Source organism: Micromonospora sp. DT201 (genome assembly GCF_049841575.1).
Classification (GTDB): Bacteria; Actinomycetota; Actinomycetes; order Mycobacteriales; family Micromonosporaceae; genus Micromonospora.
The window spans coordinates 1-22,720 of the sequence record NZ_JBNCKP010000001.1 but is presented as its reverse complement, the minus strand read 5'-3'; the positions used below and the strand labels follow the sequence as shown (position 1 = coordinate 22,720).

The window sequence follows — 22,720 nt, the reverse complement described above, 5'->3', positions numbered from 1 at the left end:
ACTGCGGGGCTCGCAAACCCAGCTCACTCCTCGCGCTCACAGAGCCACCTCCGTTCGCGACTGCGGGGCTCGCAAACCCAGCTCACTCCTCGCGCTCACAGCGACTCCCCCAGGTAAGCCTCTTGCACGGTGGGGTTGGCCATCACCGTCTCCGGGGTGTCGCAGGCCAGCAGTGCGCCGTGGTGCATGACGGCGATCCGGTCGGCCAGTTCGAGGATGACGTCCATGTGGTGCTCCACCATCAGCACCGCCCGGCCGCTGTCGCCGGTCAACGACTTGATGACGGCCACCAAATCGGGTATGTCTTCGGCGCTGACCCCGGCCATCGGCTCGTCCAGCAGCATCACCCGTGGTTCACCGGCGAGCAGCAGGGCGATCTCCAGCTTGCGCTTCTCGCCGTGGGCCAGGGTGCCGGCCAATGCCGTACCCCGGTGGGCGAGGCCGACCCGGTCGAGCGCCGTGTCGGCGGCGGCGGCGACCTCCCGGTCAGCCGCCGCCCGCCGCCACAGTGCCATCGAACCCCCGCGGTGCGCCTGCACGGCGAGCCGGACGTTCTCCCGCACGCTGAGCGAGCCGAAGACCGAGGACGCCTGGAAGGTACGGCCCAACCCGAGGCGAGCCCGCCGGTGCGGCGGCAGCGCTCCGATGTCCTGCCCGTCCAGGGTGATCCGACCCTCCGTGGCCCGGCGCAGACCGGTGATCAGGTTGAACAGTGAGGTCTTGCCGGCGCCGTTCGGCCCGATGACGCCCAGGAACTCCCCGGGCGCGAGGTCGAGGTAGACGCTGTCGACGATGGCGACCTCACCGATCCGCCAGGTCAGACCGCGGGTGGCGAGCATGGGTCAGCCCTTCATGGCCACGGCCGGTGGCGCGGTCTCGTCACCGGTGAGGCTCTTCAGCGCGGTCGCCGTGAACGCGGTGCCGCTGCCGGTCAGCTTGGCCTGGAACATCGGCTGAAGCAGTGCGTGATCGGCAGCCCGGATGGTCGTCTTGCCCTTGACCCCGTCGAAGCTCCAGCCCTCCAGAGCGGTGACCATCTTGTCGACGTCGTCCCCACCCTCCTGCACCGCACGGACCACCATCTGAGCGGCGGCGAAGCCGTCCGGGTGGAACAGGTCGATGGTGGAGACCTTGGCCTTCAGCGCCTTGCTGGCCTCGGTGTCGCTGGCACCGTCGAAGTAGTGCGACAGGAAGGAGATCTTCGTCCCGGCGGCGCCGAAGGTCGGCCAGGAGGAGCGGATGTCCAGGCCGGTGACGACCGTGGTGGACGAGAGCACGCTCTGCTGGTCGAGGCTCTGCCACATGGCCGGGGCGGTGGTGCCGGCCCAGGCCACGAAGAGCAGGTCCGGCTTGGCCGCCTTGATCTGGCTGGCGAACGGGGTGAACTCGGTGGCGCTGGCCGGGGCTCGGACACTGCTCACGGTGGCGCCCGCGCCACCGATGACGGTCTTCACTGCCGCCTCGTTGGCGTCGCCGAACGCGCCGTCCTGCGCGAAGACCACGACCTTCTTACCGGCCGGGTCGCCGATGAAGGACTTGGCGGTGACCACGTCCTGGTAGGACTGCCGACCAGAACGGAACGTGTACTTGTTCGCGCCGGTCACCGCATCGGTGGCGGCCGGACCGGAGATGAACAGGACCTTGTTCTGCGCCGCGATGGGCGCGACCTGCAGCGCCACACCGGAGGCCGTGGAGCCCGCAATGATCTTCGTGCCCTTGCCGATCAGGTCCTTCGCAGCGGACACCGCCTTGGCCGGGTCGCCCGCGTCGTCGACCTCGGTCAGCTCGATCTTCCGGTCACCGACCTTGCCGGTGCCCTTGGTGGCGAAATCCAGCCCCGCCTTGAACCCCTCGATGTACTGCTTTCCGTAGCTGGCCAGGGCTCCCGACTGGGAGTACACCAGGCCGACCTTGACCGGCGCGGCGCTGTCGCCGCCGCCGGTGGCGGTGTCCTGCGGGCTGCCACAGGCCGTGGCGGCCAACGCCGCGGCCATCATCGTGGCGGCGGAGAGGAACACCCGCCGCGTCGTCCGGACCGTCATTGCGACTCCACATGAGGACTCGGAGGGAGAGAACTTCTTCGTGTCGGCTCACGCTAGAAGTGACGTCACCCACGAGCTATGTGGCGGAAACACACAAGTAACAGGAATGAGGTGGCCGGGGGTTACAGCGGGCCGCACCACCAGCCGGGAGCCCACGCTCTCGATGGCCTGAACCCCCACGGGTCACTCGGCCCGTGTGTCGTCGCGAGCCATCCGCTCTGTTGGGTCAACCGCAGGGCTCGTCGTGGTCCGCCGCGCGCGGGCAGCGCCGACGACCGTCGAGCAGGCTGTCGCAGAAGACCCGATGACGTACGCACTGAGCGTCCTCCTCGGACACCGTTGTTTCTGCCCGATCGACGTCGGCGAGGAAAGCCAGCGCTCTCGTGATCGCCCGAGCGAACCGCAGCGCCCCCGGCAAATCTGCTGCGACCACCGGCAGGTGCACCACGAAACGCTCTCTCTCCATGCGCACAGCCATCACCCTCGACTCGTCGAACCGGTGGGCGGTCCGGTGTGCGGGTAGGGGACGCCCACCGGACCGCCCGGCCCCACGCCCGCAGCCTTCATCGGCGGCGGTACGAACGCGGAGCCCACCTCACGCCCGTGCCCCGAGGGTTTGCCGAACCAACCGGAGCCGGACATCAGCAACCTACTACAGCAGGTGTAGTAGGTCGACCCCGCAGCGCAATCGCCAGGCAACTTATTGCAGTAGCTAGAGCAGGTCGGGCATGATCAGAGGTGCCGAACCAACCGGAGTCCTCACCATGCCCACTGCACAGCCGTCGTTCCGCCGCATCGTGGACGAGATCGCCGAACGAATCAGGACCGGCGACCTTAAGCCCGGCGACAAGCTGCCCTCGACCAGCCAGCTCGCCGACATGTACGACGTCAGCACGGGCACGGTCTATCGCGCGCTCTCGCTGCTGCACGACCGGAACCTCATCATCGGCCAGTCCGGCCGCGGAACCTACGTCGCCGAGCAACCACGCGACTGACTCGTCCTACTGTCAGATCGAGGACATGGCAGGCACTCCGAGCTGCCATTCGTCAGCCATTACCGCTGGTGAGCGGCATGACGACCGTCGGTGCACCGCTCAACACGAACCGCAGGACGAAAAAGAATCACACTCTTCGCTACCTTTGCATCACTGCTGGTGATGCGAGGGAGGCCTGGTGTCGGCGAACGACGACTTCTTCCGGTCCCGCAAAGCTGCCGCCGTGCTCAAGCACGGCATCCTGAAGCGCTACCCGGTCGTCTTCGCTTCGAAGACTGGCCAGGGCAAACCGGTCGTGTTCCTCGATGGCTACGCCGGACGAGGCGAGTATGAGGAGGAAGGGGAGGAAGGCTCACCGCTGCTGCTGTCCCGGTGTGCCGACACGGTCCAGGGCTTTCGGAGCGTGTTGCTGTTCTTCGTCGAGAGAAATCCATCCCACTTCGCGAACCTGCAGCGGGTTCTGGAGCATCGTGGGGGCTCAACGAGGCGCATCCTCCGGCAGGGCGACGTGGCGGATCACCTGCCGGAGGTCCTCTCGGTTGCTCGTCAGGCTTCGCTCTTTGCCTTTCTCGACCCGTTCGGCCTCGCGCTTGATTTCGGACTGGTGCGCTCCGGGCTCCTCGGCCGACCACCTGCTCCACCGACGGAGGTTCTCCTTCACTTCAGCGTCTCTGCGATTGCAAGGATGGGACGAGCGGTTCAGGTGGCGCGCTCGCGGGGTGGCCAACTGCCCCCAACTGAGCAAAAGACGGCAGACCACCTCACGAGGTTTCTCGGCGATGACTGGTGGCAGGACCACTTCGCTCGGGTCAACGGTGACGGAGATGAGGAGACTGCGACCGAGGTCGCCCTCAAAGTCGGCGCAGAGTACGAGAAACGGTTGACCACCGGGACGAGCTACAGCGCGATCACCATGCCGGTCCGACCGCGTCCGGAACTCTCGCCGAAGTATGTCCTGATGCTGTTCACGAGACACACAGAAGGCGCCTGGCACTTCGCCGACGCGTTGGGGCAAGCAGGCGTGGACCTGGAGGAAGCCCGCTACAACAGCCAGATGAATCAGGACACCCTGTTCGGGGCACTGCCGTTTGATCGGCCTGGATACGTGCGCAGCGCCCTACCGCGTGTGGCGCAGGTAGTGGAGCAGAACATCGTTCGGCTGCTTACGGAATCGAACCGAATCCAGCTCGCAGAACGGGTGCCCGAGGTTTATCGGGGGGTGCTTGGGCAGGCGTGGACGCGTCATGCGCGGCACGCAGTCAAGTCGCTGCACCAGAAGGGGCTGATCGACCACACCGGCGTCGGGGATTTCTGGAAGGAGCCCATCCGGCAACTCTGAGATGTAGATCATCGACGGAACGTCGTCCGGCTGCAATCAGGCGACAGCGGGCAGGCGGGGGGTTGGCATCTCATCCCAGGTGCGACCGTCGAGTAGGCGCCCTCCAGCCTTGGGTGTGCGGCCACCCCACTGCTTGAAAAAGAACGCGGTCCCTGCCCGCTCGCATTGGTCGCGCAGGTCGGCGACCCAGGACCCATCCATAGGTCGACAGCCCTGGCCCGATTCGCCCCCCGCGATCAGCCAGTCCATCCCAGCGAGATTGAGCTGCGGCAACGGACCAAGCAGCGGCTCGGCAGAGACGAATCGAACCGCCGCCGGCACCCGCCGAAGGAGGTCGATCCGCGATCTCTGACTGTCGTCTTCGACGCTCACGCCCATCCAGACGTTCGACGGCCAGTCAAGGTGATGAGCAACCTTGGCAAGGCGAAGGGCCCGCTTCGTCAGCACCTGAAAGGTGTGGCGGGGCGCCTCGCGCATCACCCCAAAAACTTGCTGCACGTAGTCGAGGGGAACCCTCGCGTGGAACAAGTCCGACATCGAGTTAACGAAGACTGTTCGGGGATCACGCCAACGTCGCGGTATGTCAAGCGCATCAGGGTGCAGCGCGATCCCGAACCCCGGCCCAGACGTGCGAGGGTCGCCGTCGGTCTGATACTTGGCCGATCCCATGGCCTTCAGACGCTTGGCGAGAGTCAACGCATAGCAGTTGTCGCAGCCCGATGAGATGCGGTCACAACCTGTGGTGGGGTTCCAGGTTGCTTCCGTCCACTCGATGGCGCTTTTGTCCGCCATGCGCCCTCCTTTTGCTCGTCGCGCCAATACTGTCGAACAACCGTACGCATGGGAAGGGTTGCGCGGCGTGTCGGCCCACTGAGTTCGCGGGCCACGGGGATACCACCCCGCGTCGGTCTGCAGGTCCTTTCGCGAGGAACATTTGCGCACTTTCACTGCCACTTCGACGCTGTAGCAGCTACGTCGCCAATTGCGCGGCCATCAGCAATGCCCTGCCGGACCGCCTCTTCGACGCCCAGCCAGCGAAGACGGCCGCAGTATCCCTGATGTTGCTGCCTCAACCCGCCTCGAGGCAGCAATATCAGGGAAGTTGCTGCCGCTCTCCCGCCAACCTCGCAGGATCGTGCTCTCCCGGACGTGCCGCTGGCCCGCCGTCCGGGTGGCGGAGGGCGGGCCAGCGTGCGGGCCAGGCGTGATCGGCCCGGTGGTCGACTCGGAGCGGATCAGCTCCGGGCCGAGATATGGGTCAGAGGCCGGCGCGGGCGGCGACGGCGGTGTCGGGCTGGTCGGTGAAGACGCCGTCGAGGCCCAGGCCGAGGAAGAGTTCGTACTCGGCGGTGATGTCGCCGCGCCCGTTGGGGTCGGTGCCGATTCGGAAGTCCACCGGGAGGAACTGGTTCTCCGCGCGGAACGTCCAGGCGTGCACGAGTAGCCGCTCCCGGTGCGCGTCGCGCACCACGTTCGTCGGGGCGAGCAGGGCACCGGCTGAGTCCCGGGGCACGATGAGGTTCTTGTTCGGGCCGATGCCGTCGGCGTACCCGGCGATCCACTTCAGCCCGGTCGGCGTGGCCAGGTCCTGGTAGCTGCGGGTGTCGCCGGCGACGGTGAAGTCGTACGGGCGGCCGGTGGCGTCGAGCAGTTGGATCAGCTTGACGTCGGTCAGTCGGCTCAACCGGCGCAGATTGGCCGTCTCGAACGACTGGATGAACACCGGGGAGTCCTTGCGGTCCAGGTTGTTCTGGCCCAGCACCCGAAGCAGCGGCTCCTCCAGTGGCAGGCCGATCGAGGCGAAGTAGCTCGGGTGCTTGGTCTCCGGGTAGATGCCGATGGTGCGGCCACGTGCCCGCCCCTCGGCCCGGGCCAGGTCGATGACCTCCTGGAGGGTGGGCACCTCGAAGCGGCCGTCGAAGGCGGTGTTGGCCACCCGGACCTGCGGAAGCCGTTCCTTGGCCCGCAGTGTCTTCAGCTCGGCGAGGGTGAAGTCCTCGGTGAACCAACCGGTCACGGCGACGCCGTCGATGGTCTTGGTCGCCTTACGGGTTGCGAACTCTGGGCGGACGGACACATCGGTGGTGCCGGAGATTTCGTTCTCGTGCCGGGCGACCAGCACGCCGTCGGAGGTGGAGACCAGGTCCGGCTCGATGTAGTCGGCGCCCATCCGGATCGCCAACCGGTACGCCTCAAGCGTGTGCTCCGGCCGGTAGCCGCTGGCACCACGGTGGCCGATCACGATCGGTCGGTCGTTCGCCCGGGAGCGGCTCGGGTCGGTCACCGGCTCGGCTTCGGCCATGGTTGGCACGGCCACGGCGGCGGCGAGCAGTACGCCGGCCATGCCCAGGGTCGAACCGGTGCGTCGCATCGCCGTCTCCTGTCGTCGGGGAAAGCCGCTTCAGCAGACCGCGCCGGATTGACCGGCAGTTGGTCGGAGCCAAACTGCCGGGCGAACATTTCCGGTACACCTCGGACGACACGGCGCTCGCACCTGGTGGGGTGCTCATCGTCGAGGGCGGAATCGACCACGTGCAGCGGTTCGCGGGACAGCGCTGACCGTCGCCGTCAGCGACCGCTGCGGCCTTTGATCAATGTGGCGCTTTCCCCGGGCCACCGCCACCGGGCCCCTCGCCCTTGCCCGGTTTCGCGGGGCCCTTGGCGGGCTTCGGGGGCTTGGCCTTCGCCGCGCCGCCGCCCGCACCGGAGCCGCCGCGCACCGTCGTCGCCTTCGGCGGGGCCTTCGTCGTGGCGGCCGTGCTCGGCGGGGCCGTGGACGGCGCGCTGCCGGCGACCCCGGAGACGCGGACCCCGCAGGTCGCCTCGCCGAGCCGGAACTCCACCGGCAGCGGGTTCGCCCCGCTGTATTTCCCCGTGAGGGTGAACTTCTCGGCCGCACCCGGTGCCAACGTGTTGCGCTGGGCGGGGGGCCGGATCAGCACCGCACTCCCCTGCTGGTGCACCGGCACAGGCTCTGCCTTCGTCACCGTCTGCTGGCCGGGAAAGGTGAAGCTCATCGCCCAGTCCCGCAGCTCACGGTCACCGGTGTTGGTCAGCGTCAGCTCCGCGGCAAAGTCGGTACCAGAGTCGCTGCGCAGCGCGTACGCCACCTCGCAGGGCGCCGCCGTCGGCAGACCCATCCGAGCCTCGGTCGTCGGCCGGCCCTCGCCGCTGGCCGGGGTGCGCGAGGTGAACCCCCATATCGCCCCGGTGACCGCGATCAGCCCGACCGCTGCCACCCCGGCCTCGACCCGCCGACGCCGGGTCACCCGCTGCCGCGTCCGCCGGTGCCGTTCACGGGTACGCGACAGCGGCAACGCGTCGGTCGCCGCCGACCAGGGCAGAATCGTGGTATTCGCACTGCCCAACATGGCCGGGTCCAGGGGACCGCCGGCCGGGGAGACCGGCACCGCCGCGAGCATGCCGGCTGCGTCCGCGAGGGTCCGGGCCAGCTCCGCGGTCGCCGGCCGGTCGTCGGGCCGCTTGGCCAGGCAGCGTCCCACCAGGGCGGTCACCTCGTCAGGCAGCCCTGCGACGGTGGGCATCGGCTCCGGGTCGTTGTACATGTGTGCGCGCAGCATCTGGGTGGTCGTGCTGGCCCGCCACGGCAGCCGGCCGGTGAGCATCCGGTAGAGCAGCAGTCCGACGGCGTACACGTCGGTGGCCGGGGAGACCTGGCCGTTGTCCAGCCGTTCGGGGGCGAGGTACGCGGGAGTGCCCAGCAACGTGCCGTCCGGCCCCTTCTCGCTCTCCCCGACCAGCGCGGAGATGCCGAAGTCGACCACCTTGACCCCGGTCGACGTGAGCATGACGTTGCCCGGGGTGACGTCGCGGTGCACCACACCGCGGGCGTGCGCGGTGGCCAGCGCCGAGCTGACCTCCGCGCCGATGGTCACTGCCTCCCGCCACGGCAGTTGGCACTCCCGGCCCAGCCGGTTCGCCAGCGAAGCGCCGTCGATCAGCTCCATCACCACGTACGGCACGGTCAGGCCGACCTGCTGGGACTCGCCGTAGTCGTACACGTTTGTGATGTTGGGGTGGCAGAGCCGTGCGGCCGCCTGCGCCTCTATCCGGATCCGGTGGCGGAAGGCCCGGTCGCTTGCCAGCCGGGAGGCCAGCACCTTCACCGCGACCTGGCGGCCGAGCACCTCGTCGTAGCCTCGCCAGACCACCGACATGCCGCCCGCGCCGAGTTGCTCGATCAGCCGGTACCGCTCATCGAGCAACTGCGCGCCGTTTCGGTCCCCACCACCCATGGTGACCGTTGTTGCCCACGATCGGCCGACCTACACCTTGCGGATCGGAATCGGTCAGGATTGTCACCCGTTCAGGCGGTGGCCAGCAGTTGATCGACCGGGGCGTAGTCGTCGGTCAACACCAGCGCCGCACCGACGAAGTCCGTCAGCTCCGCGCCGCCGAGCAGGCTGACCGTGGGGTCGACCTCGTTCAGGCGGGCACGTACGGCGTCCAGCGGCAGCGGCGCGTCGGAGCCGACGATGAGGAAGTTGCTGCCCCGCTGCTCGGCGAGCGCCTCCGGTGGGGCGATCAGTGCGACGTGCGTGAACTCGGCGGCCACCGTGGCCAGTTCAGCGCGGATGAACCGCAGCGGCGGGTAGTCGATGACGTTCTGCACGTACACCCCGCCGGGACGGGTCACTCGTCGGACCTCGGCGGCCATCTCCCGGGTGGCCAGGTGCCACGGCACCACGAGGTGACCGAACGCGTCACCCACCACCAGGTCGCGGCTGTCAGTCGGCTCGCTGGCGACCAGCATCCGGGCGTCGCCCACCACCGCCCGCAGGTCCGGCCCGGTCCGTACGCCCAGCTCCCGCTCGCCCAACTCGACAAGCCCACCGTCGATCTCGAAGACCACGTTGTCGGTGCCCGGCCGGGTGGCGGTCAGGTAGCGCGGCACGGTGAAGCCACCGCCGCCCAGGTGCAGCGCGTCCAACCGCTGCCCGGCCGGTGCGACCACGTCGGCGACCGCGCCAACCCACTTGGCGTACGCGTACTCCAGGTGCAACGGGTCGGCCAGGTCCACGTACGAGTGCTGAGCCGAGTTGAGCAGCAGCGTCCGTCCGGTGGGCCGGTTCGGATCGGACGTGACCCGGGCGCAGTGGTACGCCGTCTCGATGTCGCACGGGTTCGGTGCGATGGTGGTCAGCCCCGCCCCGACCAGGCCGAGCACGGCCAGTGCGGCCCGGGTCCGGGCCGGACCGGGCAGCTCGGTGGGCTCCTGCCTGCGCAGGTACCAGCCGAGGCCGATGCCGACCAGCCCGAGCGCGACCGCCAGTGTCAGCAGGATGACCGTGCTGCGCAGTGCGGCGACCAGCACGAAGCCGGTGAGCAGGGTCGCGGTGATGCCGCCCAGGGTGCCTATTCCGGAGAGTCGACCGACCACCTGGCCGGTGCGGCGCAGGTCGGCGAGTTGGAGCTTCACGACGAGCGGGGTGACTGCGGCCAACAGCGCTGCCGGCACGAACACGGCCAACGCAACCAACAGCAGGATGCCGCTGGCCGCGCCACCACGCAGCACCTCACCGGCGTACCGGACGACGGGCAGCGTGACCGCTGTGGCGATGCCGGCCAGCACCAGCGCCGGCGCCAGCAGGCCACGCGGGTTGCGCCGGTCGGCCAGCCAGCCGCCGGTCCACGCCCCGTAGGCGATCGCTGCCAACGCGATGCCGATCACCGAGCTGGTCACCTGGAGGGTCACCCCGACGTACGGGCCGACCAGGCGCAGCGCGACGGTCTCCAGCACCAACACGGCGCCGCTGGAGAAGAAGACCAGGAAGGCGGCCAGGCCGTTCGGCAGCGCCCGGCCGGTGACCGGCACGGACGGGGCCGAGGAAGCTGGCGGGGCCGCTACATCGGACGGTGGGGTGTTCATCGTCGCGATGGTACGCAGCGAAGCTGGTCGCTCGGGTCAGTACAGCGATAGATGAACGTGGTTCGTGTGCGATGCGGCAGGGCTGCCGCTGCCGCTGTACGAACGCCACCCGGTGCCGGGGTGCCAGATCTGCCGGTACCAGATCACGTAGAGCACGCCCAGACGGTCGGCGTTGCGCACGTGCCAGGCTGCCAAGCTGTCGCCGTACGCCTTGTCGCCGCCGGTCGCGTTGCGATCCTCGAAGCCGTTCGTGGCGGCTGCGAAGTCACAGGCCCGCCCCTTCGGGTGCTCGCCGCCACCACCGCTGCGTTTGCAGGAGACATACCGTTTGTAGCCGGCCGCCTGGGTCTGCTTGAGCGCGTTGAGGGTGCGCGGGGTGATGCAGCCGGAGGTGGTCGGGTCCTTCACGGAGCAGGATTCCGACGGCCAGGATCCGTCGGAGTTGCGCGGCGCCGGCTTCGCCGAGGCGGAACTGCCGCCGCTGAAACCGTTACTGCTGCCCGAGCTGACTTCGGCGAGAGCCGCCTCGGCTTCCTTCTTCTTCTTTGCCATCACGGCGAGCTGCTTCTGCTGCTCGCGGACCTCCGCGTCGATGGCGACCTTGGCCTGCTGTGCCTGCTGCCGAGCTTCGACGAGACCATTCAGCCGCTTGCTGTCCCGCTGGGCCATCAGCTCAAGGTCGCTCGCGCGTTGCAGGAACTCCTGCGGCGTGGCGGTGTTGAGCAGCATCGCCATCGGGCTGAGCCGGCCCGCGCGGTACGACTGCGCGGCCACCTCGCCAACCTGCGCGGTGAGCCCGACCAGCCGACCCTCGAGCACCGTCAACTCGCCAGTCAGCGCCGTCTGGCGACGCTTGGAGTTGTCCAGTTTGGCCTTGGCCTCGATGTGACCCTTGGCGGTCAGCTCCAACGCGTCCTGCAGCTTCTTGCTGCCACCCTCCCCGGGCTCCGCGTACGCGGGCACGGCGGTGCCGCCGAGCATCAGCGCGACGGTGGCGAGCACGGCGAACAGTGCGCGGCGACCGCGCCGCGGGCTGAGCCTGGTCCTGGGCACGAAAGCGTCCTTCCGTCGACCGCCGGCCCCCGGGTGAACAACTGCGCGGCGGCGTCCCCGCCGGCGCCGGTCGGCGGCCTGCTGGCGGAGACCGCCGGTCACGATACCGGAATGCGGGCCGGTGACCAGTCCCCTGACCACCAAGCTGCTTCGATGTCGACGGAGTGTCTTGACGCCGTCGCGCAGTGCGCGGATCAGTGGACGAGAAGGGCGTCGCGCACCTCGGCCCAGACCTGCTCGTTGACCGCGACGAGCAGACCGCTGCCGTCGTCGGCGGGGTGATAGTCGACGCCGTCGAACCGGCGGGCAACGCCACCAGCCGCGCTGACCAGCACAGTGCCCGGCGCATGGTCCCACGGCAGGGTGCGCCAGAAGAGGGCGAACTGCTGCTCGCCGGTGAGGATGTCCAGATACTCCCGGCCGGCGCAGTGCTGGCCGGGCAGCAGCTCACCGAGCCGCCGGCCGCCTGCGCGGACCCGGTCGCGGGTCTCCGGTGGCAGGAACCGGGTCATCGCCGCGCCGCGCAGCTCGCCGAGCGGCGGCACCGTGGCGGTGCCGTCCACCGGTCGACCGTTGAGCAGGGTGCCGTCGTCTGCCCAGCCTGCGGCGAGAGTGTCGGCGAGCGGGTCGAGGATCCAGCCGGCGGTTGGCCGCCCGTCGGTCAGCAGCGACACCATCAGGGCGAACGGCCGACGGCCCGCGGCGAAGTTGGCGGTGCCGTCGACCGGGTCGACCAGCCAGACGTCCCCGCTGTCGCGCAGGTGCCGCAGCAACCCTGGATCGTCGGCGACGCCCTCCTCACCGACCACCGTCGAGCCCGGCCGCAGCCGGCGCAACCCCGCCGAGAGCAACTCCTCGGCCCGACGGTCGGCGATGGTGACCACCTCGCCGGGCGCCTTCTCCGAGACGTCGGCGTCGTCGAGCTTGCGGAACAGTGGCAGCACGACCTGGTCGGCGGCCTCCCGGAGCAGGTCGCCAACGTCGTCGAGCAGGGTGTCAGCCACGCGGCGGCAGCTTGACCACGCTGACGAAGAACTCGTCGATCTGATGGACCACCGCGATGAAGCGCTCGAAGTCCACCGGCTTGGTCACGTAGGCGTTGGCGTGCAGCTGGTAACTGCGCAGGATGTCCTCGTCGGCCTGCGAGGTGGTGAGCACCACCACCGGGATCCGACGTAGGTCCGGGTCGTTCTTGATCTCCTCCAGCACCTCCCGGCCGTCGCGGCGGGGCAGGTTGAGGTCGAGCAGGATCAGGTCGGGCACGACCGCGTCGGCGTACTCACCCTCCCGCCGCAGGTAGGCGAGTGCCTCGGCGCCGTCGGAGACGACGGTCAGCCGGTTACGCAGCTTGTGCTCCTCGAACGCCTCCTGGGTCATCAGCACATCACCCGGGTCGTCCTCCACGAGCAGGACCTCGATCGGGCTCTTGCCATCCGCCGGCGCTGTCATCCCACCGTCTCCCTCATGTCACCCGTTCTACCGCTTTCCGGCGACTCGTCGGCCCGGTCCGGCCGGTCCGACCTGGCGGACTGCTCCGGAACCTCGTCCGAGGGCGTTGCCTCGACCGCTGCCAAGGACTGCGGCTGCTCCGACGAGTCGTCAGCGACAGCGGCAGCCGCCGCCTCGATGTCCGCGGGAAGCGCCGGCAGGGTGAACCGGATCGCGGTGCCCTCCGGCACGTCGGTGTCCACCCAGACCCGGCCGCCGTGATACTCGACGATCTTCTTGACGATGGCCAAACCGATGCCGGTGCCCGGGTACGCGTCCTTCGAGTGCAGCCGCTGGAAGATCACGAAGATCTTGTCGGCGAACTCCGGCTCGATCCCGATGCCGTTGTCCTGGCAGCTGATCTCCCACTCGGCGCCCACCAGCCGGGCCGAGATGTGCACCTTGGGCGGCACGTCCGGGCGGCGGAACTTGATCGAGTTGCTCACCAGGTTGGCCAGCAGGTTGGTGAGCAGCGGTTCCTCGCCCGAGATCACCGGCAGCTCGGTCCAGGTCAGCTCGGCATCGGCGTACTGCCGGGCGGCTTCGGTCTGGCCGGCCACGTCGCCCATCACCTCGTTGAGGTCGACCTCGACGAAGCCGGTGGTGAGACGACCGATCCGGGAGAACGCGAGCAGGTCGTTGATCAGGCGCTGCATCCGCTGCGCGCCGTCCACCGCGAAGGCAATGTACTGGTCGGCGCGCTCGTCGAGCTGCCCGGCGTAACGGCGCTGGAGCAGCTGGCAGAAACTGGCCACCTTGCGCAGCGGCTCCTGCAAATCGTGCGAGGCCACGTACGCGAACTGCTCCAGGTCACGGTTGGACCGGGTCAGCTCCTCGGCCTGCTTCTGGAGCTGGTTGTTGACCCACTCGATGCGCTCGCGGGCAGCTCGCACCTCAGCCAGGTCGGCGGCGATCTTCTGGCGCATCGCGTCCACGTCCTCGCCGAGCCGGATGAACTCCGGCGGGCCGATGGCGGCGATGCCGTGCTGGTAGTCACCCTCGGCGACCTCGCGGACCTGGTCGGCAAGCCCGGTCAGGGGCCGGATCACCATCCGGTCCATCGAGAGCAGCAGCATCGCGCCGGCCACGACCACCACCAGCGCGGCGACGATCAACAGGACGACCAGCACGTTGCTGCTGGTCCGCACGTTGTCGGCCGACTGCTCCCGGGCGGTCAGGATCTCCTCCTGGAGGTCGTTCACCGCCGAGCGCACCTCGTCGAACTGCTGTCGGGCCTGTTCGGTGACCAACGCCTGACCCGCGCTGGTGCCGCTCTGCTCGGTGGTCGTTATCACCGGCTCCGCCACCGACTGCCGCCACTGCGTGCTGCGCTCCTCGACGATCCGCAGTTCCTGGCCGATCTGCGGATAGTCGTCAAGTAGCGCGCGCATCCCGACGACGACGTTCTTCTCCTGCTCGAGCCCTTCCCGATACGGGTTCAGGTCGGCCGGGTTACCGCTGACCGCGTACCCACGGATTGCCGTCTCCTGGTCGAGCAGCGCGTTGAGCAGCTCCTGCGACTGCACCCGCAGCGGGCCGGTCTCGTTCAGGACGGCGTCGATCTGGGTGCGGTTGCGGGCCGCCATCGCCGCTTCCGCGCCGGCCAGGGCGATCAGCAGCACACCCACGACGGTGAGCAGGGTGATGACCCGACGGCGCAGACTCCAGCCGCCGACCACCGGCTTCACCGGCCACCACCCCGGCTGACCAGCAGCATGGCCACGTCGTCGGCGAGCGGGCCGCCGTTGAGGTGCTCGGCCCGGCCGACCAGCCAGGCCGGCAGCTCGGGCAGCGACACCGCACGGTTGGCCGGCTCGTCCAAGAGCCCACTCAGACCCGGCACGTCGAGCCGTTCGTTACCCGCGTCCACCCGCCCCTCGATCAGGCCGTCGGTATACATCAGCAGGGACCAGTCATCGGTGTCGAACTCCAGGTCGTAGGCGATCGGCCGGCGGGGTCGTACGCCCAGCAGCCGGCCACCGGGTGCGGGCACCGGGACGACCCGGCCGCCGGAGAGCAGCAGCGGCGGCGGGTGCCCGGCGAGTCGGACGGTGGCCCGGTTGGCGTCCAGGTCGAGTCTGGTGGTGGCCACCGTCGCGAAGATCTCCTGGAGGCGGCGCTCACTCATCAGCACCTGCTCCAGTGCGGGCAGCACCTCGTCGTCCGGCACTCCGGCGAGCACCAGGGCCCGCCAGGCCACCCGCAGCTCCACACCCAGCGCGGCCTCGTCCACCCCGTGCCCGCAGACGTCGCCGACGATCAGATCGAGGCGGTCCGGACGGGTCTGCACCACGTCGAAGAAGTCGCCGCCGATCAGCGCGGCATGCCGCCCGGGCCGGTAGAAGGTGTGCACCGCGACCTGGTCGGTCGTCATCAGCGGCTGGGGCAGCAGGCCGCGTTCGAGCCGGGCCGACTCCGCCTGGCGCAGCTCGACCTCGCGCAGCCTGCGGGCGTTCTCGTCGGCGCGCTTGCGCTCCACCGCGTAGCGCAGCGCCCGGGTGAGCAGCACCCCGTCGACCTGCCCCTTGACCAGGTAGTCCTGTGCCCCCTCGGCGACCGCCACAATGCCCAGGTGCTCGTCCGAGCGGCCGGTCAGCACGCAGACCGCGGCACCGCTGGACATCTCCAGCACCTGGCGCAGCCCGTCCAGCCCCTGCGCGTCGGGCAGGCCCAGGTCGAGCAGGACGCAGTCGACGTTGGTGATCCGCTTGCGCGCCTCGCTGAGGCTTGTGGCGACCATCAAGTCGATCATCGAATTCGTCTCGGCGAGCAGCTCACCGACCAGGAAGGCGTCACCCTCGTCGTCCTCCACCAGCAGCACCCGCAACCGCTCGCCGGGCGGCAGGTTGCCGTGCCGCGCCAGGCCACCGTGGGGGTACGGCACAACTGGGGCACCGGCCGAGCCGGCCCCCCGCTGCGGCCGGGTCACCGCTGCGAGACGCGGGAGTTCACTGGTGATGTCGGGCTCCTTCCGAGTGCCCTGCTGATCCTGTATTAGACAACGGTCGCACACAACACGATGCCTGCGGCACTGGCGGGGATGGGCCGCATCACTGCCCTCCGACTGGCAAACCGGGCGGACGGTCAGCCTAGGGCGTACCGGCCATCCCATCCCGGGTCGCTGACGGGCAGGATGGTGCCACCCCAGGCCCCACCACCCCCGAGGAGCTCCCGTGGGCGCACCCGCCACCCCGGCCACGACGGGCACGCCGGCCCGTCCGGGCGTACCCCCTGCCGACCGTGCGTTGACTCGGCCGCCCCGGCGACTCGTGGCCGCCGCTGCGGCTCTGGTGGCGCTGGCCGCCGTCGGCGCCGGCAGTCTGCTCGACCTGCGCACACCGACGCCGAAGTCGGCGGACGCGCCGGCGGGTGAGTTCAGTGCCGCCCGGGCGTACGAGGACGTGCAGGTGATCGCGGCCCGGTCACACGTCGCCGGCAGCCCGGCCAACGACCAGGTCCGCGCGCACATCGAGCAGCAGTTGCGCGGGCTGGGCCTGGAGACCGAGGTGCAGGACACCGTGGCACCGGAGGCCGGCCAGCTCAGCGGGGCGGCGGGCGGGGCGACTCTGGCGCGCGTCCGCAACGTGGTGGCCCGACTGCCCGGCACCGACTCGACGGGCCGGGTCTTCCTGGTCGCCCACTACGACTCGGTGCAGACCGGGCCGGGCGGCAACGACGACGCGGCCGGCACGTCGGCCATCCTGGAGGTGGCCCGCGCGCTGAGCACCGGCCCCCGGCCCCGCAACGACATCGTCTTCGTGCTGACCGACGCCGAGGAGGCGTGCCTCTGCGGCGCGGCCGCGTTCGCCGCCAGTCACCCGCTGGCCGCCGACGGCGGTGTGGTGCTCAACCTGGAGGCGCGGGGCTCCACCGGACCAGTGATCATGTTTGAGACGTCCCGGAACAACGCAAAGCTGGTGGACGTCTTCGGCCGGTCCGCCCCGCACCCGGTCGGCACCTCGTTCGCGGTGGAGATCTACCGCGCGCTGCCCAACGACACCGACTTCACCGCGTTCCTGGACCAGAAGTTCGTCGGGCTGAACTCGGCGTACATCGACGGCGGCGCGATCTATCACACGCCTCTGGACACTCCGGCGGCGATGGACCGGGGCAGCCTCCAGCAGCACGGGGACAACGCGTTGGGCCTGGCCCGTGAGTTCGGCCGAACCGACCTGACCGACCTGCGCTCCGGGCACGACGCCACCTACTTCCCCGTCCCCGGCGGGCTGGTCCGCTACCCGGGTTGGCTCACCCTGCCGCTGGCCCTGCTCGCGGTCGCCGCGGTCGCCGCGCTGGGCTGGCTGACCCATCGGCGGGGCCGGGCCACCACCGGCCGGCTGGCCGCCGGCTTCGGGTTGGCCCTGGTGCCGATCGTGGTCGCGCCGGCCGCCGCGCAACTGCTCTGGCTGGCGATCACCACGATCCGACCGGGGTACGCGGAGCTGCTCGACCCGTACCGCCCGATCTGGTACCGGTTGGCCGTCCTGGCGCTCGCCGCCGCCGTCGTGTTCACCTGGTACGCGCTGACCCGCCGCCGGATCGGCCCGGCCGCACTCGCCGTCGGCGGGCTGGCCTGGCTGGCCCTGCTCGGGGTGCTGCTCGCCGTGGCGGTGCCCGGCGGGGCGTACCTCCCCACCCTGCCGGCGCTGGCCGGTGCCCTCGGCGGGCTGGTCGCGCTGCGTACCCGGCAGACCGGTCCGTGGCCGGTGGTGGCGGTGACCGCCGCCGCGGCCGTCGGCGTGATCATCCTGCTGCCCACCGTGGTGCTGCTCTTCCCCGCGCTGGGGATGGCCATGGGCGGGGTGGCCGCGCTGGTCGCGGTGCTGCTCGGCCTGACCGCGCTGCCGGTGGTCGACCTGCTGCACCCGCAGGCCGGCGGCCAGCGCGGCCTGCGGGCGTTGCAGGCCCGCAGGCTCGGCGCGCTGCCGGCCACAGCTGCCGCCGTGGCGGCGGTGGTGCTCGCCGGGGTCGGGCTGGGCGTCGACCGGTTCGACGCCGCCCACCCCGCGCCCACCCATCTGATGTACGCCCTGGACGCCGGCACCGGCCAGGCCCGTTGGCTCAGCCACGAGGCCGACCCACAGTCGTGGACGGACGGCTACGTGGACGGGCTGACAAACGTCGGCGACGACTTCCCCGGGCTCGGCGACGGTGAGCTGCGGTCCGGGCCGGCACAGTCGGCGAACCTGCCGGCGCCGAAGCTGGAGGTGTTGGGCGACACCAGCTCCGGCGGCGAACGCACACTACGGCTGCGGCTCACCCCGCAGCGGGCGGCCCGGCTCGCCACCCTGCACGTCGACACGTCGACCGCCACGGTGCTGCGGGCCGAGGTGGCCGGGCGGTCGGTGCCGGTGGAGCCCCGCGCGGGCAAGTGGGGCTTCGGGCTGGTGTTCCACGCCCCACCGACGGAGGGCATCGAGGTCGCGTTGACCCTGCGGCCGACCGGTGGGCCGGTGGCGCTGCGGGCCATGGACGCCAGTGACGGCCTGGATGCGCTGCCCGGCTTCCGCCCCCGGCCGCCAGCCGTCGGCGTCGTCGGGTCGCACAGCTCCGAGATGCTGGCCGTCGCCCGCACCTATCCGATCTGACCCGAAGCGGCCCCGGCGGAGTTCCTCCTCCGCCGGGCCGCCGCTCTTCGGCGTCAGTGCGGCGCAGCCGGGCCCAGGTCACTCGGGTCGGTGTTGCCACCACAGACGATCACTGCCACCCGCTCCCCCGCCTGCGGCACGTACGCGCCGCCGACCAGAGCGGCCAGCGCGGCGGCGCCACCCAACTCGGCGGCGACCCGCAGCTCCGACCAGAGCAACCGGCGCGCCCGCACCAGGTCCTCGTCACGGACCAGTACGGAAACCACCCCGGTCCGGCGGGCGGTGTCGAAGGCGATTTCGCCGATCCGGCGGGCGCCCAGCGAATCCGTGGCGATGCCGCCCACCTCGATGTCGACCGGCCGGCCAGCCTTGAGGGCCGAGTGCAGGGTGGGGATCTGCTCGGGCTCGACGGCGACGACGCGTACCGAACCGTCGAACCAGCTGGCGATGCCGGACACCAGCCCACCGCCGCCGACCGCCACCAGCACCGTGTCGATCCCGTCCACCTGGCGCTCCAACTCCCGGCCAACGGTGCCCTGACCGGCCACCACCTCCGGCTGGTCGTACGCGTGCACGACCAACGCGCCGGTCTCCCCGGCGCGCTGGGTGCTCGCCGCCAACGCCTCGGCGTAGTGCTGGCCGACCTGGCGCACCTGGGCGCCCAACCCCGCCAGCCGCTGCACCTTCACCGGCGAGGAGGTGACCGGCACGAAGACCTCCGCCGGGATGCCCAGCGACCGGGCCGCGTACGCGACGGCGAGGCCATGGTTACCGCCCGAGGCGGCGATCACCCCGGCCGACGGCAACGACCCCTGAAGCATCCGGTTGAACGCGCCACGCGGCTTGAACGAGCCGGTGTGCTGGTGCAACTCCAGCTTGAGGCTGAGCTGCCCGGGCACGCCCAGGTCGGCGCCGTCGACGGCGATGACCGGGGTCTCCCGCACCCGCCCCCGCACCAACGCGGCGGCCGCCTCGACGTCGCTTCTGTTCACCATGGGAAACGCCCTTCACTACGACCGGAGGACCAGTCGACAGTCGTCGGTGGGCCCGCCGAAACATCCTATGGAGATTTCATCGCCGCCTCGGCGGAGACGACGGCGAGCCGCCCCGCGATGGATACTCCTGCCATGACGCTGGCGCCGCCACGCCCCGACATCGCCCGTAGGGCCGACCGGCGAGCCTCGTTGCTGGTGCTGATCGGCTGGTACGCGGCCGTCGTCGTGGCGTTCGGACTGTTTCTCGGCACGCTCTCCGGGTCGCTCCCCGCGGATTGCGGTGAGGGGTGCGACTCGGAACGGTCCCGGATGCTGCTCTTCGGGCTCTACGTCGCCCTGCCGGCGATGTTCCTCGCGCTGCTGATCAGCCTGGCAACGCTCGCGGCCCTCGCCTCCCGTACCCGAATCCGCTCGGCGGCGCTCGTGGGGACGCTGTCCGCGGTGGTGCCGCTGGCCGTGTGCGCCCTCCTCAGCGCGAGCCTCTGACCCCCGGAGGTTCAACTCCGATATCGACAAAGCGTCGCTCTCTGGCGAGCAATGTGCTCGGCCGCCTCACGTCCTCCCCTCGCCGGTGCGCCTCCAAGTGCTCCCGTAACGCTGCCTGCCAGGCCTTCCTCCCGGCCTCGTCGATCGGCCCGCCGCACCAGCGGTGTGACCAGTCGGAGTAATGCATGCCCTCGTCACCCCGGTGGACGCGGCCCATCAGCGTGTCCATGCCACGAACCGCTCGTACAGCTCGGCCGGTGCCACGTCGGGCAGCTCGACGGCGACGATGAAGAGCAGGCCAGCGACGTACATGGAGAGGCCGATGCGGTCACGTGCGTACGCCTCGGCCAGGCGTACCCGAGCGGGATGGCACGGCCAGGGCGTCTCCGGCGCGCACATCTGACAATGCCATTGCGGCCGGCGCGGCAGATGCTCCCCTTTCATCCGGCGATCCAGTGCTGACACCAACCGTTCAGCCTGGCTCACACGTGCCATCTCGGGCACGTCGGCCATCACAGAGCCACCCCGCTGGTCGACACTGCCGTCCCGCTTCGTGATCCGATGTGCGCCGGACCGCTGTGGTTAGCAGGTCGCTGCTCCGGTCTCGTCAACTGGACCAGATGCCGTCTGCACCACCAGCGCTTGAAACTTTCCCGAACTGTCACCACGCCTCCCACCGGTCACTGCGCGTGCTCGTCCGGTACACCCTGCGGCGGTACGCTCACATCGGTCGACGGGTTGCGCGTTGCCAGCCCGCACCGGCAACCCGGCAACCTCGGCGGGAGGCGCGAGACATGCCAACATTTGGCACCCGTATGCGGACAGCGCGGGAGGCGCGCGGGCTGAGCCTGGCCGCCCTTGCCGAGTTGCTGCCCGCTGACAAGGGGCATCTCTCCCGGCTTGAGAACGGCCGCCGCCGACCGGGCGAAGATCTCACCCGTCGGATCGACGAGGTGCTCGGCACCCGCGGTGAGCTGATCGCCTGCGCCGCCCTGGATGCCGCTGCCGCTGCCGACACCCGACCGTCGGAGACCGTCGAGCTGTTACGTCGGATGCATGCCAGCGATACCGCCCCCGCCACCATCGAGACGTTGCACGCGACCGTGACCGAGCTGTCCTGCCAATACGGGTGGCGCGACGCTGCGGAACTCCGCGCCGAAGGTCAGGGTTGGCTGCGTGAGGTCGTGCGGCTGCTACAGCGACCCACCGGGCTACGACAGCACCGCGAATTGCTGGTATGCGCGGGCTGGCTGGCACTGCTGATCGGCTGTGTCGAGTACGACCTCGGCATGCGCGTCAGCGCCGCGGCCACCCGCACTGCCGCCCGACAGCTCGGCGACGAAGCCGACCACGCGGACATCACCGGCTGGGCGTGGGAGATGACGGCCTGGTTCGCACTCACCCAGTCCCGGCACGAAGCGGCGCTGACCGCCGCTCGGGCCGGGCAGGAAGCTGCCGGACGGCAGCGGGTGGGGGTTCAACTGATCGCGCAGGAAGCCAAGGCGTTGGCCCGGCTCGGCGACCTCCACGGTGCGCGAACGGCGCTCGACCGAGGCCGGCAGTTCCTCGACGACCTGGGCGCGCCCGATCGGCCCGACAACCACTTCGAAGTTGATCCCGGAAAATGGCTGTTCTACGCGATGGACGCCTACCGACTCGCTGAACACGACGTTCTCGCCGAGCACTACGCCAACGAGGTTTTGCGCCTCGGCACCGGACCGGACGGCGTCGATCGGTCGCCCATGCGGACGGCCGAAGCCCGGCTCACTCTCGCCGTCACAGCCCTGCGCGCTGGCGAGCTGGACCGGGCCGTCGAGCAGGGGGTGGCAGCATTCACCGCTACTCGCCGCTCCCTGCCCTCGCTGCTGCTCGTCGCCGGAGAGGCTGACGTCGAGCTTCAGCGCCGCCACCCCCGCGAGCACGCCACCGCAGAGTTCCGCGACGCGCTGAAGGCGGTTCGGTAGCCGCGCCAAGCCTGCCGTCCCCTAGACATGGCGGTTCCCACCGACTCGTCAACGACCAGGCCCACGCCCTTGCGCACATTGAGGTGCTGCAATACGGCTGGCCGGCTGATCGGTTTAGGGACAGTCCGGATCGACGGTGGTTGTTACCGTCGCCGCATGGCCACGGGGAGCAACAAGGGTCTGGGCAAGCCGCGCAGGCCGATGTCTCTTCAGGAGCGGGCGCAGGCGGAGCGGGACATCCGAGGTGCGATCGCCTGCCTCCAGGAGAGTGCCTACGCCAACTTCCGCTCCGCGGTCGCCAACGTCGCGATCTTCTTTGGTTTCATCGGCTTGTTCGGGATAGCCATCGAGGCCCCGGATGGGTTACGCCTGATCCCCATGGTCGTACTTGTCCTCGCCGGACTGGTCGGAGCCGCCTACTACCCATTCCGGCAGCATTGGAAGATAGCCGTCAGACTCTTGGTGACATCGAGCGCGCTCGTGGCGATCGGAATGGCCGGCCTCGTCCTGGTAGGCAGGGTTCTGGAGAAATAACCAGCAGTGGCCCGCGCTGAGTACCGGGACGGATGCGCACCGACCGGATCAACGATGTTCTAGCGGCGCGCTGCTGGCCTGCCTCGTCGTGCTGCCTTCCGCTGGATGTGCCCCCCTCGGGCCGCGACAGGGCTCGGGGCTCGGTCTTGCAGAGGGCCGAACAGGTCGCCCACGAAACCGAGCCGTGGGCGGCCGACTCACACAGCCTGAAGGGCTGGAAGAGCAACCAGTCCGTACTCGACCGGTTCGTCGCCGAAACCGAAGGCGAACGGTAGTTGTCAAGTCAAACTGAGACGGTCTGTGCCTGTTGGGCTGGCTGGTTGATCCACACTTGGGTGGGGAGTTT

Annotated in this window: 20 protein-coding genes; 6 read left to right on the top strand and 14 right to left on the bottom strand. The window is 69.9% G+C overall.

What is annotated here, in order from left to right; all coding sequences use genetic code 11:
• Nucleotides 1-95: 95 nt before the first annotated feature.
• The 3 genes from ACLQ28_RS00100 to ACLQ28_RS00090 all read right to left on the bottom strand — a co-directional run bounded on the left by ACLQ28_RS00100 (nt 96) and on the right by ACLQ28_RS00090 (nt 2,508).
• On the bottom strand, nt 96-839 hold the full coding sequence (locus ACLQ28_RS00100) for an ABC transporter ATP-binding protein (RefSeq protein WP_425684170.1): 744 nt from the start codon (nt 837-839) through the stop codon (nt 96-98).
• A 3-nt stretch (nt 840-842) separates the two neighbouring features.
• Entirely contained in the window at nt 843-2,042 is a 1,200-nt protein-coding gene (locus ACLQ28_RS00095) for a substrate-binding domain-containing protein (RefSeq protein ID WP_425684169.1), read from the bottom strand.
• A 226-nt stretch (nt 2,043-2,268) separates the two neighbouring features.
• On the bottom strand, nt 2,269-2,508 hold the full coding sequence (locus ACLQ28_RS00090; protein ID WP_425684736.1) for a hypothetical protein: 240 nt from the start codon (nt 2,506-2,508) through the stop codon (nt 2,269-2,271).
• A 331-nt stretch (nt 2,509-2,839) separates the two neighbouring features.
• On the opposite strand from ACLQ28_RS00090, the gene ACLQ28_RS00085 reads away from it, so the two are divergent.
• Together ACLQ28_RS00085 and tcmP are read left to right on the top strand one after the other, a co-directional pair.
• Nucleotides 2,840-3,037, top strand: a complete 198-nt coding sequence (locus tag ACLQ28_RS00085) for a GntR family transcriptional regulator (RefSeq protein WP_425684168.1) — start codon at nt 2,840-2,842, stop codon at nt 3,035-3,037.
• 178 nt (nt 3,038-3,215) lie between these two features.
• Nucleotides 3,216-4,376 carry a three-Cys-motif partner protein TcmP gene (gene tcmP / locus ACLQ28_RS00080; RefSeq protein WP_425684167.1) on the top strand — a complete coding sequence of 387 codons (1,161 nt, stop codon included), beginning with the start codon at nt 3,216-3,218 and terminating at the stop codon, nt 4,374-4,376.
• Between the two features lie 36 nt (nt 4,377-4,412).
• Here tcmP and ACLQ28_RS00075 read toward each other — a convergent pair whose 3' ends face one another.
• The 9 genes from ACLQ28_RS00075 to ACLQ28_RS00035 form a co-directional block, all read right to left on the bottom strand.
• The gene (locus ACLQ28_RS00075; protein ID WP_425684166.1) at nt 4,413-5,168 is read right to left on the bottom strand and encodes a DUF5131 family protein; all 756 of its coding nucleotides are present in this window, start codon (nt 5,166-5,168) and stop codon (nt 4,413-4,415) included.
• A 466-nt stretch (nt 5,169-5,634) separates the two neighbouring features.
• Nucleotides 5,635-6,747 carry a glycerophosphodiester phosphodiesterase gene (locus ACLQ28_RS00070; protein ID WP_425684165.1) on the bottom strand — a complete coding sequence of 371 codons (1,113 nt, stop codon included), beginning with the start codon at nt 6,745-6,747 and terminating at the stop codon, nt 5,635-5,637.
• 220 nt (nt 6,748-6,967) lie between these two features.
• Nucleotides 6,968-8,632 carry a protein kinase domain-containing protein gene (locus tag ACLQ28_RS00065; protein WP_425684164.1) on the bottom strand — a complete coding sequence of 555 codons (1,665 nt, stop codon included), beginning with the start codon at nt 8,630-8,632 and terminating at the stop codon, nt 6,968-6,970.
• A 71-nt stretch (nt 8,633-8,703) separates the two neighbouring features.
• Nucleotides 8,704-10,266, bottom strand: coding sequence for a fused MFS/spermidine synthase (locus ACLQ28_RS00060; RefSeq protein ID WP_425684163.1), 1,563 nt, complete (start codon nt 10,264-10,266; stop codon nt 8,704-8,706).
• A gap of 36 nt (nt 10,267-10,302) precedes the next feature.
• Entirely contained in the window at nt 10,303-11,247 is a 945-nt protein-coding gene (locus ACLQ28_RS00055; protein WP_425684735.1) for a coiled-coil domain-containing protein, read from the bottom strand.
• 266 nt (nt 11,248-11,513) lie between these two features.
• A complete protein-coding gene (locus tag ACLQ28_RS00050) occupies nt 11,514-12,323 on the bottom strand; it encodes an inositol monophosphatase family protein (RefSeq protein ID WP_425684162.1) in 810 nt (269 codons plus the stop codon).
• A complete protein-coding gene (locus ACLQ28_RS00045; RefSeq protein ID WP_425684161.1) occupies nt 12,316-12,768 on the bottom strand; it encodes a response regulator in 453 nt (150 codons plus the stop codon). The genes ACLQ28_RS00050 and ACLQ28_RS00045 overlap by 8 nt, the downstream gene beginning before the upstream one ends.
• Complete coding sequence (locus ACLQ28_RS00040; RefSeq protein WP_425684160.1) at nt 12,765-14,495, bottom strand: sensor histidine kinase; 1,731 nt, start codon at nt 14,493-14,495, stop codon at nt 12,765-12,767. The genes ACLQ28_RS00045 and ACLQ28_RS00040 overlap by 4 nt, the downstream gene beginning before the upstream one ends.
• Nucleotides 14,492-15,691 (bottom strand): PP2C family protein-serine/threonine phosphatase, encoded by a 1,200-nt coding sequence (locus ACLQ28_RS00035; RefSeq protein ID WP_425684159.1) that lies wholly within the window; start codon nt 15,689-15,691, stop codon nt 14,492-14,494. The genes ACLQ28_RS00040 and ACLQ28_RS00035 overlap by 4 nt, the downstream gene beginning before the upstream one ends.
• A gap of 289 nt (nt 15,692-15,980) precedes the next feature.
• Between ACLQ28_RS00035 and ACLQ28_RS00030 the strand changes: the two genes are divergently transcribed.
• Nucleotides 15,981-18,395 (top strand): M28 family peptidase, encoded by a 2,415-nt coding sequence (locus tag ACLQ28_RS00030; protein ID WP_425684158.1) that lies wholly within the window; start codon nt 15,981-15,983, stop codon nt 18,393-18,395.
• Between the two features lie 53 nt (nt 18,396-18,448).
• On the opposite strand, the gene ACLQ28_RS00025 is transcribed toward ACLQ28_RS00030, so the two are convergent.
• Nucleotides 18,449-19,390 (bottom strand): threonine/serine dehydratase, encoded by a 942-nt coding sequence (locus ACLQ28_RS00025; protein WP_425684157.1) that lies wholly within the window; start codon nt 19,388-19,390, stop codon nt 18,449-18,451.
• Between the two features lie 132 nt (nt 19,391-19,522).
• Here ACLQ28_RS00025 and ACLQ28_RS00020 point away from each other — a divergent pair, with 132 nt between their 5' ends.
• Complete coding sequence (locus ACLQ28_RS00020) at nt 19,523-19,876, top strand: hypothetical protein (RefSeq protein ID WP_425684156.1); 354 nt, start codon at nt 19,523-19,525, stop codon at nt 19,874-19,876.
• 216 nt (nt 19,877-20,092) lie between these two features.
• Here ACLQ28_RS00020 and ACLQ28_RS00015 read toward each other — a convergent pair whose 3' ends face one another.
• Nucleotides 20,093-20,275 (bottom strand): hypothetical protein, encoded by a 183-nt coding sequence (locus tag ACLQ28_RS00015; protein WP_244200301.1) that lies wholly within the window; start codon nt 20,273-20,275, stop codon nt 20,093-20,095.
• A gap of 395 nt (nt 20,276-20,670) precedes the next feature.
• Here ACLQ28_RS00015 and ACLQ28_RS00010 point away from each other — a divergent pair, with 395 nt between their 5' ends.
• The gene (locus ACLQ28_RS00010) at nt 20,671-21,840 is read left to right on the top strand and encodes a helix-turn-helix domain-containing protein (protein ID WP_425684155.1); all 1,170 of its coding nucleotides are present in this window, start codon (nt 20,671-20,673) and stop codon (nt 21,838-21,840) included.
• Nucleotides 21,841-21,996: 156 nt separating this feature from the next.
• Complete coding sequence (locus ACLQ28_RS00005) at nt 21,997-22,374, top strand: hypothetical protein (RefSeq protein ID WP_425684154.1); 378 nt, start codon at nt 21,997-21,999, stop codon at nt 22,372-22,374.
• The last annotated feature ends 346 nt before the right edge of the window (nt 22,375-22,720 follow it).